Origin of the sequence: Actinoplanes campanulatus (genome assembly GCF_014647795.1) — a bacterium.
Taxonomy (GTDB): domain Bacteria; phylum Actinomycetota; class Actinomycetes; order Mycobacteriales; family Micromonosporaceae; genus Actinoplanes; species Actinoplanes campanulatus.
In genome coordinates, this window is sequence record NZ_BMPW01000006.1 from 359,665 (window position 1) to 374,278 (window position 14,614).

Here is a 14,614-nt window from a genome sequence, read left to right on the forward strand (position 1 = left end):
CGGCCAGGGATGATTGATATCGTGATATCACTGCCTGCATGCCGGAGGTCACCATGCCGAACATCCTTATTCGGGACCTGAGCCAGGAAGCCGTCGACCGGATCGATGCCGCTGCGGCGCGGCTCGGACTGTCGCGAAACGAATACCTTCGCCGTAGGTTCGAGGAAGGCATCCCCCCGGTCGAACGCACGGTGACCGCAGCGGACTGGGACCGATCCGCCGAGGTCTTCGCGGACCTGGACGATCCCGACGTAATGGAGTCGGCGTGGCGGTGACGAGCTGGTTGATCGACAAGTCCGCCTACGTCCGCCTGCAATCCGGCCTGGTAACGAACCGGGACGATTGGAGCACCCGGATCGGCCGTGGACTGGTGCGGCTCTCCACGATCACCCGGCTCGAGCTCGGCTACTCGGCGCGCTCGGGTGAGGCCGGCCGGCGACAGTTCGCACGCCCACCGCTGTCATACATGCCGGTCGAATACCTGACGCCCGCCATCGAGGACCGGGCCCTGGAGGTGCAGATGATCCTCGCTGACCGAGGCCAGCACCGGGCCCCGTCTATTCCGGACCTGCTCATCGCAGCGACCGCCGAGAAGGCCGGCCTGACCGTGCTCGCGGTGGACAAGGATTTCGAGCTCATCGCCACGGTCACCGGTCAACCAGTGGAAGCCCTGGTCGGCTGATCGTGCGCCCCGCGTCCGGAGAGGTAGCCCTCCGCTGACCGCTGTCGATCGTCCGGAGCCGGCCATGTCGCGGCCGGCTCCGGACGATCTCAAGCCGCGTCGGACCGGGCGGCCGCACGCGTGGGTGGCGACCGATCCGGTCGAGCCGCTGGGCCCGCCCGAACCGGTCGGCGACCTGATCGCCTGCCACGCCGCGGCCGGGATCCAGCTGCGGATCCTCGACAACCCGTGGCCGTTCTGGGACCAGGTCACCGCCGGCACCGTGGGTTTCAGCGGCATCCGTTTACGCAACGCCCTGTCCCGGCCCGCCTGACCAGCGCGATTCGGGGTGCGAGCTGTCGCACCCGGGCCGATCAACGCGATTTTCAGGTGCGGGCTGTCGCACCCGGGCCGATCAGCGCGATTTCAGGTGCGGGCGGCCGCGCCCGGGTTGATCAGCGCTCCCACCGTGCGGGCCAGGGCTGACCGGGCCGACTCGACCGACAGCTCCATGCCGTCGCGCCACGACGCCCACGTCGGCCAGAGGCTGACCGCGGTCAGAGCGTTGAGCAGGTCCTCGTCGCTGCCGATCTCATGGGCGAAAGTGGTGGTCAGCTCGTCCCGTACCCGTGCGGTGTGCAACTTGCGATAGCGCTGCAATCCGGCCGAGAACGGCTCCTTGAGCGCGGAAGCCCGCGCGGCGGGCCCGATCTCCTCCAGCAGGCGGGCCCGCTGGTGGCTGAACGCCTCGATCCGCTCGGCCAGCGGAAGATCCGCCGGAATCGGCCGGTACGACGCGTCGCGCTGCTCCAGGACACGCTGACCACTGGCGGCCATCAGCGCCTCCATGTCGGCGAAATGGCTCCACAGGGCGCGCAGCGACACCCCGGCCAGCTTGGCCACCCGGTCGGCGGTGGGGCGCATGTCCCCCTCGCCGATCAGCCGGAGGTGCGCGTCGACGATCGCGTTGCGGGTCCGCTCGGACCGTGCGGTGCGACCGTCGACGCGGGTGGGCGGTGTGGTCACGAACCGCTCCGGTAACGCTTCAGCTCCCGGTGGGCCAGGGAACGCTTGTGCACCTCGTCCGGGCCGTCGGCCAGGCGCAGCATGCGGGCGCTCGCCCACAGTCCGGCGAGCGGGGTGTCCTGGCTGAGCCCGGCCGCGCCGTGCGTCTGGATCGCCTTGTCGAGGATCCACTCCACGGCGGACGGCACCACGATCTTGATGGCCTGGATCTCGGTGTGCGCGCCCCTGTTGCCGACCGTGTCCATCAGCCAGGCGGCCTTGAGCACCAGCAGGCGGGCCTGCTCGATGCGGACCCGCGACTCGGCGATCCAGTCCTGGATGACGCCCTGCTCGGCGAGGGTCTTGCCGAAGGTGGTGCGGGCCAGCGCCCGGGTGCACATCAGCTCCAGCGCCCGCTCGGCCATGCCGATCAGCCGCATGCAGTGGTGGATCCGGCCGGGTCCGAGCCGGGCCTGGGAGATGGCGAAGCCGCCGCCCTCGACGCCGATCAGGTTGGCGGCCGGCACCCGCACGTTCTCGAAGATCAGCTCGGCGTGACCGCCGTGGTCGCCGTCGGTGTAGCCCATGACCGTCATGCCGCGCTCGACGGTCAGGCCCGGCGTGTCCCGGGGGACCAGGATCTGGCTCTGCTGCACGTGCCGGGCGGCGTCCGGATCGGTCTTGCCCATCACGATGAAGATCTTGCAGTTCGGGTTCATCGCGCCGGTGATGTAGAACTTGCGACCGTTGATGACGTAGTCGTCGCCGTCCCGCTCGATCCGGGTGCCGATGTTGGTGGCATCGGACGAGGCGACCTGCGGCTCGGTCATCGCGAAGGCGGACCGGATCTCCCCGGCCAGCAGCGGCTTGAGCCAGCGGTCCTGCTGCTCCGGAGTGCCGAACTCGGCGAGCACCTCCATGTTGCCGGTGTCCGGGGCGGCACAGTTGAGCGCCGCCGGCGCCACCGCCGGGCTGCGGCCGGTGATCTCGGCGAGCGGCGCGTACTGGAGGTTCGTCAGGCCGGCGCCGTGCTCACCGGGAAGGAAGAGATTCCACAGGCCGGCCTCCTTGGCGGCCTCCTTCAGGCTCGCCAGGATCGCGGGCGGCTCCCAGCCGTCGGTGTGGAACGAGGCCTCGGCGGGGTAGACGTACTCGTCCATGAAGGCGAGCAGTCTCTTGCGGTAGTCCTCGGTCTTCGCGTCGTACTCGAAGTCCATCAGTTTCCTTCCAGCGCTCGGTGGCCCTGCTCGACCAGGGCGGGAACCATCGCCCCGACGGTGTCGAAGCCGGGGCCGACCGTCTGACCCTTGATGTAGCGGTAGTGCACGCCCTCGAGGATGACGGCGAGCTTGAAGGCGGCGAAACCCACGTACCAGTGCAGGTCGCTGACGTCCCGCTTGCTCCGCTCGGCGTACCGGGCGGAGATCTCGTCGAGGGTGGGATGGCCCGGGATGTCGATCGGGGCCACCGGCACACCGTCACGCTCCAGCATCGGGCGCCCGGCGTAGATCAGCATCAACGCCAGGTCGCTGAGCGGGTCGCCCAGTGTGGACATCTCCCAGTCCAGCACCGCGTTCACCGTCAGCTTGTCGCTGACCAGCACGTTGTCCAGGCGGAAGTCGCCGTGCACCACGGCGCCGGCGCCGTCCGGGATGTCGGTGGCGAGACGGGCGTGCAGCTCGTCGATGCCGGAGAGCTCCCGGCTGCGGGACGCGTCAAGCTGCTGCTTCCAGCGGCGCACCTGCCGGGCGTTGAAGCCCTCCGGCTTGCCGAAGTCACCGAGCCCGATCGCCTGCGGGTCCAGCGCGTGCAGGTCGGCGAGGGTGTCCACGAGCGTGAACGTCAACTCCCGGAACTCGGTGGGGGAGAGGCCGGCGGGGTCCCGGTAGATGGTGCCGTCGACGTGCTCCATGAGGTAGAACGGCGCCCCGATCACCTCGGTGTCGGTGCAGAGCAGCACCGGCTTCGGCACCGGGAAATCGGCCTTGGAGAGGGCGTCGAGGACCTTGTGCTCGCGGGCCATGTCGTGGGCGGTCGGCAGCACGTGCCCCAGCGGCGGGCGGCGCAGCACCCACCGGTTGACGCCGTCGGTGACCGCGTACGTCAGGTTCGACCTACCGCCCGCGAACATCGTCCCGGAGAGCGGCGGGCTGTCCAGATAGGCCTGGAGTTTTTCCAGGTCGAGGCCCTTCATGAGGACGCCTGCCGCTCGAAACCGCGCTGAAGTTTGTTCATGCCACCCAGCCAACGGTCCGGATCGCTCGCACGCAAGCGGTAGTAGCCCTCGACTTCCGCGTGCGGGAGGATCAGGAAACCCTCGCCGTCCAGCGAATCGGCGACCAGGTCGGCGACCGTCTCCGGGGCCAGCGCCCCCTCGGCGAGCAGCGACGCCGACCCGCTGCCGCTTTCGTTGCCGCGGGTCAGCATGTCGGTGCGCACGCCCTGCGGGCAGAGCGCCTGCACGATCAGACCCCGATGGGCGTACGTCGCTCGCAGCCACTCGGCGTAGGCCAGCGCCGCGTGCTTCGTGACCGAGTAGGTGGCGCTCCCCAGCAGGGTCAGCAGCCCGGCCGCGCTCACGGTGATCAGCAGTCGCTTCGGCTCGCCGCTGTCCAGCCAGCGCGGCAGCAGTGCCCGGCTCACGTAGACGTGCGACATCACGTTGACCCCGAAGTCGCGCTGCCACTGCGCGTCCGGGGTCGTCTCGTCACCGGACGACAGCACCCCGGCGTTGGAGCAGAACAGGTCGATGCCGCCCAGCTCGGTCCAGGCGGTGTCGATCAGGTGCTGGACGTCGGCCTCGCTCGCCGCGTCGCCGGACACCGCGATGCCGCCGATCTCCCCGGCCACCGAGCGGGCGGCGTCGCCGTTCAGGTCGTTGACCACGACCCGGGCGCCGTCGGCGGCGAACCGGCGGGCCAGCGCCGCCCCGATTCCGCCGCCGGCGCCGGTGACCACGACCCGTTTCACTGGACGGCTCCGGTGAGGGTGAGGCCGCCGTCGATCACGATCGTCTGCCCGGTGATCCAGGCGGCGTCCGGCGAGCAGAGGAACGCCACGGTGCCGGCCACGTCATCGGTGTTGCCGAGCCGCTTGAGCGGATACGTGGCCGCCACCTCCGCCTCCCGCCCCTCGTAGAGGGCGGAGGCGAACCGGGTCTTCACGACCGCGGGCGCGACCGCGTTGACCCGGATCTTCGGGGCCAGCTCGACCGCGAGCTCTTCGGTGAGGTGGATCAGAGCGGCCTTGGTGGTGCCGTAGAAGGCGATCCCGGGCGCGGGGCGCACGCCGGAGACCGAGGAGATGTTGACCACCGAGCCACCGGTGTCGGCGAGCCCACCGCGCAGCGCCTCCTGGATCCAGCCGAGCGTGCCGATCAGGTTCACCTCGGCCATCTTGCGGGCCGCGTTCAGATCGAGGCTGGCCAGCGGCCCGTACGCCGGGTTGATCCCGATGTTGTTGATCAGTGTGGTGACCGGCCCGAACCGCTCCCGCACCGTGTCGACCACGGCCGCCCGGTGCGCCGGGTCATCGCCCTTTCCGGCCACGCCGAGGGCCACCTCGGGGCCGCCGAGCTCCTTCACCGCGGCCTCGAGGGCGTCGGTGTCACGGCCGGTGATCGCGACTTTCGCCCCCTGAGCGACGAATCGCTGGGCGATGGCGAACCCGATTCCGCGGCTTGCCCCGGTCACGATCGCTATCTGGTCCGCCATCGCTCAAACCTCCTGAAGTCGTGTTTTTGCAGTCCGAGTGCAGATATTACGCGGCCGGTACGCCACTCTGCGGCGGAGCCACGGGCTGACCCGTGTACGGCGCGACCGGACCGTCCTTGTCGTCGGTTGTGTACGGCGTGCCGAAGTACACCGCCTTACCGCCCTGGATCTTGGTGAGCTGCTCTCCGCCGTACCCCGAGTGGTCCTGCGCGGAGAAGCGCAGCGGCACCGAACCCGGACCCTGGAAGCCGTTCTTCTGCACGGCCTCGATGATCTTGTCGCGGGTCAGGTCCTTGCCGGCGGCCTGGAGCGCCTGCACGAACAGGTAGCCGACCGACATGCCGTAGACGACGTTGTTGTCGAATTCGGCGTTGCCGTTGTGCGCCGCGTTCACCTTCTTGAACAGCTGGATCCACGGGTTGGCATCGTCGTTGTTCAGCGGCAGGTAGTTGGCTGCCACCAGGCCCTCCATCAGGGGCGCGGCGGCACCCAGCGTCTTCCCGACGGTGGTCGGGTCGGCGCCGACGTTACTGACCACGAACTGCGGTTTGAACGCAATCTTCGCAGCCGTGCCGATCGAGAGGGCAGTGAAACCGGGCACAGTAGCCAGTACCACGACCTCGCAGCCGGCCGCCTTCAGCGCGCCCATCTGCGGGCCCACGTTCGGGTTGCTGGTCACGTAGCTCTCCTTGGCCGCCACCGGGCCGAGGATCTTCTCGATGCCGGCCAGGCTGTCCCGGCCGAAGTCGTCGTCCTGGCCCAGGAAGCAGGTCTTCTTGCCGGCCAGGTTCTCCTTGACGTACGTGCCGAGGATCTTGCCCTCGACCGTGTAGTCCGGGTTGAAGCCGAACGTGCCCGGGTACTTGTCCGGCTGGTTCCAGCTGCGGCTGCCGCTGGCCACGAAGAGGTCCGGCACCCGGTTGGTCTTGAGGAAGTCGAGCACGCCGGTGTGCGTCGGGGTGCCCAGGCCGTTGAGGATCGCGAAGACCTTGTCCTGCAGCACCAGCTCGCGCACCACGGTCTGGGTGTTGGCCGGGTTGTAGCCGTCATCCTTGATCTTGTAGCTGATCTTCCGGCCGTGCACGCCGCCGTTGGCGTTCACGTAGTCGAAGTACGCCTTGGTGGCCGGCGCGATCTTCGAATAGCCGGCCGCGGCCGGGCCGGTCAGCGGCATGTGGGTGCCGACCACGATCTCGCTGTCGGTCACACCCGGCACGCTCGCGCCGCTGGAACCGCTGCCGCCGCCCTCGCTCGTGCAGCCCGCGGTGGCGAGCAGCACGACGGCCAGGGCCGCCGTCGCCGTACGTTTCATCGATTCCTCCTGATAAGACGTGAAATTCGGGATGGGATGGATGCGAGGCCGCCGGGGGCGGCGAGCATGACGACGACGAGCACCACACCGAAGACGACGAGCGCGAGGTTGCCCTCGAGCTGCTGCGATCCGGTCTGCTCACCGACGGACTGGGCCAGGGTGGGAAGCACCACCAGCAGAACCGCGCCCCACAGGGCGCCGAACAGGCTCCCCAGCCCGCCAATCACGATGGCCATGACCAGGAACAGGGAGAGCGTCAGCGGGAACGCGCCGGGTGAGACGCTCTGCGCGAGCACGGCGAACAGCGCGCCGGAGACACCGGCGCAGACGGCGCTCACCACGAACGCCAGCACCTGGGTCCGCGCGATGTTGATCCCGGCCAGCTTGGCGGCGGTCTCGTCGTCGCGGACGGCCCGCAGGTCACGCCCGAACCGGCCGCGGATCAGCAGCGCCAGCAGCAGCACCACGACCAGCGCCGCGCCCCAGCACAGCCAGGCCTGCCAGCGCTCCATCGGGATCGTCTCCGGCGGCGGGTTCAGGATCACCGACAGGCCCTGGTCGCTGTTGAACGTCTCGTCGAACGTGCTGGTCACCGACGGGACCACGATCGCCACGGCCAGGGTGAGGCCGGCCAGATAGGGGCCGCGCAGCCGGGCCGCGGCCAGGCCGATCACCGCGCCGGCGGCGGTCGTCACCAGGATCGCCACGGCGAAACTGAGCGGCAGGTTCACCCACTTGTTCTGCGTCAGCGCCAGCGTGTAGGCGCCGGTCGCCATCAGCGCGCCGTGCCCCAGGGACAACTGACCGTTCAGTCCGGTGAGGACGGTCAGGCCCGCGGTGACGCAGAGGTAGGCGCCCGTCGTCGCGAGCTGATAGTTCCGGAACGGCGGCAGCACATACGTCAGCGCCACCACCAGGACCGCGCCGGCCGCGATCACCAGAGCCGGGTGCAGGCGCCGCCGGCGCTTCGGCACATTCAAACCCGCATCCGGTACGGCTGTCGCGTTCGCTTTCGTCTGTACGTTGGTCATGCTGGGCCTCCTTGGGCATGCCCACCCGGCCCGCGCCCGTGAGCCGCGGTCATGCCACCCTCGCTTTCGAACTGGAGAACAGGCCGCCCGGCTTGCCGAGCAGCACCAGCACGAGCAGGGCGAGGATCGCCATCGGGGCGACCGTGACGTCGATGTATCCGCTGACGTACGACAGCAGCAGACCCACGATCAGGCCGCCGACGACCGCACCGATCGGGCTGTCCAGACCGCCGACCACCGCGGCCGTGAACGCCGAGACGAAGACGACGTCCATGGCGGTCGGGTGGACGCCCAGTTCGGTGGGGACGACCAGCATCCCGGCGAGCGACCCGACCGCCGCCGCCAGCGCCCAGCCGAGCGTCAACATGCCGCCCACCGAGACGCCGAGCAGGCGGGACACGTCCGGTGCGAAGGCCGCGGCCCGCATCCGCAGACCGATCGCCGTACGGGTGAAGAGCAGCGTGAGAACGACGACCACCGTGCCCACCGCGGCGAAGACGAACAGGTCGTACCGCGACAGCATCGCGATCCCGCCCACCTCGAACGCGTCCCGGCTGAACGGCGTCTCCACCGGCTGGTACTCGTTGCCGTAGATGATGCCGAGCGTGCCCTGCAGAACCAGGACCAGGCCGAGCGCCACCACCACCCCGTTGAGCGGTGACGAGTGGTCGACGAACCGCATCACCACCCGCTCGACCAGAACCCCGAGCAGGAGCCCGGCCAGCAGGGCCACCACGAACCCGAGCCAGTAGGACCCGGTCGCGTTCGTCACCGAATAGGCGACGTAGACGGCGGCCACCGCCATCGAGCCCTGCGCGAAGTTGACGATCCGCGCGGCGCGCCAGATCAGGACCAGGGCCAGCGCGAACGCGGCGTAGACCAGGCCGCGGCTGAGCCCGTCGAAGGTCAGATAGATGAATCGGTCCATCGCTAGAACCCCAGGTAGGCGTGTCGGAGATCGGCGTCGTCGCGCAACACCGACGCCTTGTTACGGGCCACCACCCGGCCCAGCGCGAGCACCACGCCCTCGTCGGCGATGGAGAGCGCGCTGCGTACGTTCTGTTCGACCAGCAGGACCGCCAGGCCGGTGCGTTCCCGCAGGTCACGGAGCAGCGCCATGATCTGGCCGGTCACCTTCGGCGCGAGGCCCAGCGACGGCTCGTCGAGCAGCAGCAGCCTGGGCCGCCCGACGAGCGCCCGGCCCAGGGCCAGCATCTGCCGCTCACCGCCGGACAGTTGATGGCCGGCGAAGGTGCGACGTTGCGCCAGCGGCGGGAACAACTCGTAGACCTCGTCGAGCGCCTTCCGGGCATCCGCCCGGTCGCGCCGCCAGAGCCCACCGAGCCGCAGATTCTCGTCCACGGTCAGTTCGGTGACCACGCCGCGCCCCTCCGGGACGTGCGCGATGCCCCTCCGCACCAGGTGCTCCACTTTGGTGCCGGCGAGGTCCGCGCCGTCGAAGAGGACCCGGCCACCCGAGCTGCGGACCAGACCCGAGAGGGTGCGCAGGAGAGTGGTCTTGCCCGCGCCGTTCGCTCCGAGCACGGCGACGATCTCTCCCGGTTGGACGGTGAGGCCGACGTCGTGCAGGACCGGTGCCGCGCCGTACCCCGCGGTCAGGCCGTCGACCTGCAGTAACGCCCCGGTCATGGCGATGCCTCCGGTGCGCTCCGGGTACGGGTGATCATCGGCGCTCCTCCTTTGGGGCCGCTCGGTGGGTATGCCGAGGAGAGCCGGGTCATGCCCGGCTTTCCGGATATGCGAAATGAGAGGCCGGTTCGGCCCCGTGCTGTGAAAGGCGTGCCGGGCTGTCAGCCCGGCAGGGAAACGGTGGCCCGGATCAGGCCGGAGCGCCGAGATAGGACTCGGTCACCCGTGGGTTCTCGCTGATCTCGCCCGGGGTGCCGAGCGCGATCGACCTACCGAAATCGAGCACCAGGATCTCGTCGCAGACCGACATCACCAGGTCCATGTGGTGTTCGACCAGCAGGACGGTGGTGCCGACCTCTTTGATCAGGGTGCCGAGCCAGCGGATCTCATCCGAGTCCAGCCCGCCGGCCGGCTCGTCGAGCATCAGGATGCGTGGCTTGGCGACCAGCGCCCGGGCCAGCTCGATGCGTTTACGAATCGCATACGGCAGCGCGCCGGGATGGGCGCCCGCGTATCGGGCGACGCCACACCGCTCCAGGGCGGTGAGCGCCTCCCGCTCGGCATGCCGGTTGCGTGCACCGACCATCACGTTTTCCAGGACGGTCATGCCGGCGAACTGGCCGACGCCCTGGAGGGTCCGTGCGATGCCGAGACGGTTCAAATGGTGCGGCCGGGGCCGCCAGGGCTGCCCGTCCAGCGTGAGTGACCCGGAGGTCGGGTTCACGAAGCCGCAGATGACATTGAAAAGGGTGGTCTTGCCCGCGCCGTTCGGCCCGATGACGCCCACGATCCGCCCCGGCGCCACGCGCAGGGAGACGTCGTCGAGTGCGGTCAAGCCGCCGAAGCGGACCGTGATGTTGTGGAGCGCGAGCTCCTTGAGCGGGGGATCTGTTGACATGGCCGCCTCGCCGGACCGGTGGAGATCCTGGATGGAGATGGAGCCTCAACTATTTACACTTGGAGTGTAACTTTCTCGGCGGACTCGTCAACCACTTGCGATGACCCTGTTACCTCAGGCCACGCCGGCGGGGCGGAACTGCACGCTGATCCGGGGTCCGGCGGCCTTCGCGGTCTTGGGCACGGCGTGCTCCCAGGTGCGCTGACAGGAGCCGCCCATCACGATCAGATCGCCGTGACCGAGGGGCAGCCGCAGCGTGTCGTGCCCGCCGGCGCGTGGTCGCAGCAGGAGATTTCGTGGGGAGCCGACCGAGACGATCGCGACCATCGTGTCCTGCGTGGCGGAGCGGCCGATGGTGTCGCCGTGCCAGGCCACGCTGTCACGCCCGTCGCGGTAGAGACACATCCCGGCGGTCATGAACTCCTCGCCGAGCTCATCGGCGTAGTGCCTGTTCAGTTCGGCGCGAGCGGCGGTCAGGGCGGGATGTGGCAGCGGCTCCTCCGCCGAGAACCAGCGGAGGAGCCGTGGAACGTCGACGACGCCGTCATACATCCGGCGGCGCTCGGCGCGCCAGTCGATGCCGAGCAGCGTCTCGAAGACGGCGTCGGAGCCGGGCAGCCACCCGGGCAGGATGTCCACCCAGGCGTCCGCGGTGAGGTGGCGGCGGGTGAGGCGGCCGGTCAGTGACCCGACCCGGACCTCAGCCGGCCCGGACAGCAGATCGAGCATCGAAGGCTGATAGGCACTGGTCATGCCGCCATGTTAGTACTGGCGTTCGATTCCGGCGGCCTTCATCTCCGAGCCTGTGGACAACGGATTCGCCGTTTCGCCTTCTGTGGACAACGGGCCGGACTCCGCCCCGGCCGTGGCAGGCTTCGGGCGCAACACCGTGGCGGCCAGGACCGCCGCGGCGATCCCGCCCACCACGCCGATGAGAGAGGTGACCGCGATGGCGTCCACGAAAGCGGCGCGGGCGGCCTCGGCCAGGCCCGTGTCTCCGGTCGCCACCGCCACCCCGAGCGCTTCACCGAGCGAGTCCCGCGCCGGCCCGGTGACGTCCGCCGGCATCGACGCGCGATACGCCGTGGTCAGCACACTTCCCAGGATCGCCACGCTCAGCGCGGTGCCCACCTGCTGGACCGTGTCGTTGACCGCCGAGCCGACCCCGGCCCGCTCCGGCGGAAGCGCCCCGAGCAGCGTTCCCACCGCGGCCGGCGCCGCCACACCACTGCCCATGCCGATGACGACCAGGGCCGCGGCGAGCTTCAGATACCCATCGTCCGGGTCGAGCGAGGAGAGGATCGCGAAGCCGCCGGCGACCAGCAGCAGACCGGCCGCCAGCGCAATCCGCGCGCCGAACCGCTTGTCCACCACCACGCCGACACCGTTGAAGGCCATCGTCGTCACGATCATCGGGATGAAGGCCGAGCCGGCCCGCAGCGGCTCGTATCCGAGGACGAACTGGAGGTATTGCGTGATCGCCAGCATCACGCCACCGGCGGAGAAGGAGAGCAGCACCAGCGACAGGCTGGCGCCCCGGAAATTGCGGTCCCCGAAGAGCGACAGCGGCAGCATCGGCTCGGCGACCCGGCGCTCCCAGAGGATGAATCCGGTCAGCGCGACCAGGGCGACGAGGAAACCGCCGATGGTGCGTGCCGACTGCCAGCCGTGCTCGGGTGCGGAGATCACGCCCCAGACCAGGGCGGTCATGCCGATGGTGGAGAGCAGGGCGCCGAGCGTGTCCGGCCGGCTGGCCGGGCCCCTGGACTCCGGGATGATCAGCACCGCGGCCACGATGCCGAGCACCACGATCGGGATGTTGAGGAGAAAGACCGAGCCCCACCAGAAGTGCTCCAGAAAGAAGCCGCCCAGGGTCGGGCCGCCGATCGCGCCGAGCATCAGCACGGAGCTCCAGATCGCGATCGCCTTCTTGCGCTCGTCCTCCGCGAAGACCGTGGTGAGGATGGCCAGGGTGCCCGGCATGAGGAAGGCGGCGCCCAGTCCCATCAGGCCACGGACCGCGATCAGCTGGCCGGGGGTCTGGCAGACGGTGGCCAGCGCGGACGCCCCACCGAAGATCGCGAGGCCGGTGACGAGACCGAGGCGGCGACCATGCCGGTCGGAGAGGCTGCCCGCGGTGAGCAGCGCGCCGGCGAAGACCAGGATGTAGGCGTCGATGATCCACTGAATGTCCGCGGTGCTCGCGCCGAGGTCGCGGATCAGGGCCGGGATGGCGATGTTGAGCACCATGTTGTCCACGACGGCCACGAGCAGGCTCAGGCAGAGCACGCCCAGGATCAGCCAGCGGCGGGGGTGACGGTCGGGCATAGACATGCCTCTCTCGTACGATGTTCGGTTGGACTCGAACACCGTACCAGTGGGCTCGAACACTGTGCGAGTCACTTTATGATGACCTCATGCCCGAATTCACCGACTCGGTGTGGACCCGCCCGGCCCGCCCGCGCACCGGTCAGCCGACCCTCAGCCGGGAGCAGATCGTGCGCGCGGCGATCGAGCTCCTCGACGCGGAGGGAGCGGCCGGCCTGAGCATGCGCCGGCTCGGGGCCCGCCTCGGTTCCGGCGCCACCTCGCTCTACTGGCACGTGGCGAACAAGGACGACCTGCTCGAACTGGCCGTCGACCAGGTGATGGGAGAGATCTACGTGCCGGAGCCGGGGGACACCCCGTGGCGGGTGGGCGTGTCGGTGATGGCCGACGGCATGCGGGCCATGCTGCTGCGTCATACCTGGGTGATCGGGCTGCTCGGGGTGCGGCCCACCATCGGGCCCAACGTGATGCGGATGGGCAACCGCAGCGTCGCTCTGCTCCTGGCGGCCGGGTTCACCGGGCCCGCCCTGTCGCACGTGCACTCGCTGATCACCGCGCACGTGATCGGCGCGGCCACCACCGAGGCCGCGGTCGCCGCCGCGGTCCAACGGGCCGGGCAGTCGGCGGCCGAGATCCGCGAGCAGTTGGAGCCGTTCATGGAGAAGACCGCCGGCGACTACCCCGACTACGCGCGCTGGCGGCAGGAGAGTGGGGTCACCGAGATGGACCCGGACCAGGTGTGGGACCAGAGCTTCGCCTTCGGCCTGGAGCGGATCCTCGACGGCCTCGAACTCTGGCGGGTCAACAACATCGGCGACACCTCGGCCGCCTAGCGCCGGGTGGGACCAGTCGCCTAGCGCTGGGTGGGTTCAGCCGTCTAGCGCCGGGTGGTATCAGTCGGTGGCGAGGCGGGCGTGCAGATGCATGTCGTGCCAGCCGTCGGCATGGCGGGCCTCGCCGCGTTTGGTGCCCTCCAGGAGGTAGCCGGACCGCTGGGCGACCTGGCAGGAGGCGGCGTTGTGGGTGGAGTGGCTTAATTCCAGGCGGTGCAGGCCGAGTTCGCCGATGCTCCACCGGGTCAAGGCGGTCAAGGCGCGGGGTGCGATCCGCTGGCCGCGGGCTGACGGGAGCACCCAGTACGAGACGTGCCCGAGACCCTCGGTGAGGCTGATGTGCCGCAGGCCGGTCTGGCCCACGACCTGCTCGTTCTCGACGATCGCCCAGCCCGCGTCCGTCTCCGCCCGCCAGCGGAGCGGCCACTGCGCGATCCATTCGAGCGCCTCGTCCCGGCTCAGGCTTCGGCAGTGCCATCGCTGGATCGCCGGGTCGGCGAAGCCCGCCACGACCGCCTCCACGTCGCTCTCTCGCCACGGCCGAAGTCGCAGCCCTTCACCGTCGATGACGGGCTGCGCCGATGTGGACAGCGAACCCGGCGGAAGCGCCGGCGTGGTGAGAAGAGGCACGCAGCGACTCTAGGGCCTCGACCACAGGACGAGCACGTGCCTCGAGTGGGAGTGCCGGGTGGGTGGCGTCGCACGGAGGGCTTCGCGTGTGCGGTGGCCGGGGTGACAGGGAGTGTGGGTGACCACGTGCCGGTCGGTGTGTGCGCTCACCTGCTCGGTGGTCGTGGTGACCACCGCTCACCCGCTCGGTGGTCGCGGTGACGTCCACGGTGCCCTGCGCTACGGCCGGGAGCGGCGGCACGAGGGGGAGCCGGGGTGGAGGCCGGCCCGCGGGACCACCCGCTCAAGCCCGGCGGGCGCGGCACGGCCCTGAGCGGGCAGCCGGCCGGCGCCGAGCAGGCGGGACGGTCCGAAATTGGCGGGGCGAGGTCACGCGTACCGGAGAAGGGTTGGAGCGAGACGGCGAGGGGGAGCCCGCCGCCTCGCTCGCGCCCGTCAGCGGTCGGGGGTTTTGTCCGGGTCGGGGTGGTGGTAGGCGATCTGCTCCGGCGGGAGCGGGAACTCGAGGTCCTCGCCGAAGGGCGAGAGGCCGCCCTGCTGCGGGGCGACGAGC

The 14,614-nt window shown here is 69.9% G+C and carries 17 protein-coding genes; 4 read left to right on the top strand and 13 right to left on the bottom strand.

All coding sequences use genetic code 11. From position 1 onward, the window contains the following. Positions 1–38: 38 nt before the first annotated feature. The 3 genes from vapB to IEZ13_RS14610 all read left to right on the top strand — a co-directional run bounded on the left by vapB (position 39) and on the right by IEZ13_RS14610 (position 995). On the top strand, positions 39–275 hold the full coding sequence (gene vapB, locus IEZ13_RS14600) for a type II toxin-antitoxin system VapB family antitoxin (protein ID WP_229794684.1): 237 nt from the start codon (positions 39–41) through the stop codon (positions 273–275). Continuing rightward, a complete protein-coding gene (locus IEZ13_RS14605; RefSeq protein WP_229794685.1) occupies positions 272–682 on the top strand; it encodes a PIN domain nuclease in 411 nt (136 codons plus the stop codon). The genes vapB and IEZ13_RS14605 overlap by 4 nt, the downstream gene beginning before the upstream one ends. 64 nt (positions 683–746) lie before the next feature. Further along, the gene (locus IEZ13_RS14610; RefSeq protein WP_229794686.1) at positions 747–995 is read left to right on the top strand and encodes a DUF6886 family protein; all 249 of its coding nucleotides are present in this window, start codon (positions 747–749) and stop codon (positions 993–995) included. A gap of 92 nt (positions 996–1,087) precedes the next feature. On the opposite strand, the gene IEZ13_RS14615 is transcribed toward IEZ13_RS14610, so the two are convergent. The 12 genes from IEZ13_RS14615 to IEZ13_RS14670 all read right to left on the bottom strand — a co-directional run bounded on the left by IEZ13_RS14615 (position 1,088) and on the right by IEZ13_RS14670 (position 12,604). Next, positions 1,088–1,687, bottom strand: coding sequence for a TetR/AcrR family transcriptional regulator (locus IEZ13_RS14615; RefSeq protein ID WP_183222705.1), 600 nt, complete (start codon positions 1,685–1,687; stop codon positions 1,088–1,090). Continuing rightward, positions 1,684–2,883, bottom strand: coding sequence for an acyl-CoA dehydrogenase family protein (locus IEZ13_RS14620; protein WP_183222706.1), 1,200 nt, complete (start codon positions 2,881–2,883; stop codon positions 1,684–1,686). The genes IEZ13_RS14615 and IEZ13_RS14620 overlap by 4 nt, the downstream gene beginning before the upstream one ends. Continuing rightward, positions 2,883–3,860: a phosphotransferase family protein gene (locus IEZ13_RS14625; RefSeq protein WP_183222707.1), complete on the bottom strand. Its 978-nt coding sequence runs from the start codon at positions 3,858–3,860 to the stop codon at positions 2,883–2,885. The genes IEZ13_RS14620 and IEZ13_RS14625 overlap by 1 nt, the downstream gene beginning before the upstream one ends. After that, positions 3,857–4,636 carry an SDR family oxidoreductase gene (locus IEZ13_RS14630; RefSeq protein WP_183222708.1) on the bottom strand — a complete coding sequence of 260 codons (780 nt, stop codon included), beginning with the start codon at positions 4,634–4,636 and terminating at the stop codon, positions 3,857–3,859. The genes IEZ13_RS14625 and IEZ13_RS14630 overlap by 4 nt, the downstream gene beginning before the upstream one ends. Continuing rightward, the gene (locus IEZ13_RS14635; RefSeq protein ID WP_183222709.1) at positions 4,633–5,379 is read right to left on the bottom strand and encodes an SDR family oxidoreductase; all 747 of its coding nucleotides are present in this window, start codon (positions 5,377–5,379) and stop codon (positions 4,633–4,635) included. Before IEZ13_RS14635 ends, IEZ13_RS14630 begins: the two co-directional genes overlap by 4 nt. A gap of 46 nt (positions 5,380–5,425) precedes the next feature. Further along, the gene (locus IEZ13_RS14640) at positions 5,426–6,691 is read right to left on the bottom strand and encodes an ABC transporter substrate-binding protein (RefSeq protein WP_183222710.1); all 1,266 of its coding nucleotides are present in this window, start codon (positions 6,689–6,691) and stop codon (positions 5,426–5,428) included. Next, positions 6,688–7,722, bottom strand: a complete 1,035-nt coding sequence (locus IEZ13_RS14645; protein WP_183222711.1) for a branched-chain amino acid ABC transporter permease — start codon at positions 7,720–7,722, stop codon at positions 6,688–6,690. The genes IEZ13_RS14640 and IEZ13_RS14645 overlap by 4 nt, the downstream gene beginning before the upstream one ends. 49 nt (positions 7,723–7,771) lie before the next feature. Then, positions 7,772–8,650, bottom strand: a complete 879-nt coding sequence (locus IEZ13_RS14650; RefSeq protein ID WP_183222712.1) for a branched-chain amino acid ABC transporter permease — start codon at positions 8,648–8,650, stop codon at positions 7,772–7,774. Between the two features lie 2 nt (positions 8,651–8,652). Beyond that, complete coding sequence (locus IEZ13_RS14655) at positions 8,653–9,372, bottom strand: ABC transporter ATP-binding protein (protein ID WP_183222713.1); 720 nt, start codon at positions 9,370–9,372, stop codon at positions 8,653–8,655. 190 nt (positions 9,373–9,562) lie between these two features. Further along, positions 9,563–10,270, bottom strand: a complete 708-nt coding sequence (locus tag IEZ13_RS14660; protein WP_183222714.1) for an ABC transporter ATP-binding protein — start codon at positions 10,268–10,270, stop codon at positions 9,563–9,565. A gap of 114 nt (positions 10,271–10,384) precedes the next feature. Further along, entirely contained in the window at positions 10,385–11,023 is a 639-nt protein-coding gene (locus IEZ13_RS14665) for an alpha-ketoglutarate-dependent dioxygenase AlkB (protein WP_183222715.1), read from the bottom strand. 9 nt (positions 11,024–11,032) lie between these two features. Further along, entirely contained in the window at positions 11,033–12,604 is a 1,572-nt protein-coding gene (locus IEZ13_RS14670) for an MFS transporter (RefSeq protein ID WP_229794687.1), read from the bottom strand. An 83-nt stretch (positions 12,605–12,687) separates the two neighbouring features. On the opposite strand from IEZ13_RS14670, the gene IEZ13_RS14675 reads away from it, so the two are divergent. Next, on the top strand, positions 12,688–13,431 hold the full coding sequence (locus tag IEZ13_RS14675; protein ID WP_183222716.1) for a TetR/AcrR family transcriptional regulator: 744 nt from the start codon (positions 12,688–12,690) through the stop codon (positions 13,429–13,431). Positions 13,432–13,491: 60 nt separating this feature from the next. Here the strand turns inward: IEZ13_RS14675 and IEZ13_RS14680 are convergent, their stop codons facing one another. Further along, entirely contained in the window at positions 13,492–14,061 is a 570-nt protein-coding gene (locus IEZ13_RS14680) for a GNAT family N-acetyltransferase (RefSeq protein WP_183222717.1), read from the bottom strand. Positions 14,062–14,614 lie beyond the last annotated feature (553 nt).

Coding starts and splice junctions, on each gene's coding strand:
- vapB (WP_229794684.1), top strand. CDS start 39: ATGCCGGAGGTCACCATGCCGAACATCCTTATTCGGGACCTGAGCCAG.
- IEZ13_RS14610 (WP_229794686.1), top strand. CDS start 747: ATGTCGCGGCCGGCTCCGGACGATCTCAAGCCGCGTCGGACCGGGCGG.
- IEZ13_RS14620 (WP_183222706.1), bottom strand. CDS start 2,883: ATGGACTTCGAGTACGACGCGAAGACCGAGGACTACCGCAAGAGACTG.
- IEZ13_RS14625 (WP_183222707.1), bottom strand. CDS start 3,860: ATGAAGGGCCTCGACCTGGAAAAACTCCAGGCCTATCTGGACAGCCCG.
- IEZ13_RS14635 (WP_183222709.1), bottom strand. CDS start 5,379: ATGGCGGACCAGATAGCGATCGTGACCGGGGCAAGCCGCGGAATCGGG.
- IEZ13_RS14640 (WP_183222710.1), bottom strand. CDS start 6,691: ATGAAACGTACGGCGACGGCGGCCCTGGCCGTCGTGCTGCTCGCCACC.
- IEZ13_RS14645 (WP_183222711.1), bottom strand. CDS start 7,722: ATGACCAACGTACAGACGAAAGCGAACGCGACAGCCGTACCGGATGCG.
- IEZ13_RS14650 (WP_183222712.1), bottom strand. CDS start 8,650: ATGGACCGATTCATCTATCTGACCTTCGACGGGCTCAGCCGCGGCCTG.
- IEZ13_RS14655 (WP_183222713.1), bottom strand. CDS start 9,372: ATGACCGGGGCGTTACTGCAGGTCGACGGCCTGACCGCGGGGTACGGC.
- IEZ13_RS14660 (WP_183222714.1), bottom strand. CDS start 10,270: ATGTCAACAGATCCCCCGCTCAAGGAGCTCGCGCTCCACAACATCACG.
- IEZ13_RS14665 (WP_183222715.1), bottom strand. CDS start 11,023: ATGACCAGTGCCTATCAGCCTTCGATGCTCGATCTGCTGTCCGGGCCG.
- IEZ13_RS14670 (WP_229794687.1), bottom strand. CDS start 12,604: ATGTCTATGCCCGACCGTCACCCCCGCCGCTGGCTGATCCTGGGCGTG.
- IEZ13_RS14675 (WP_183222716.1), top strand. CDS start 12,688: ATGCCCGAATTCACCGACTCGGTGTGGACCCGCCCGGCCCGCCCGCGC.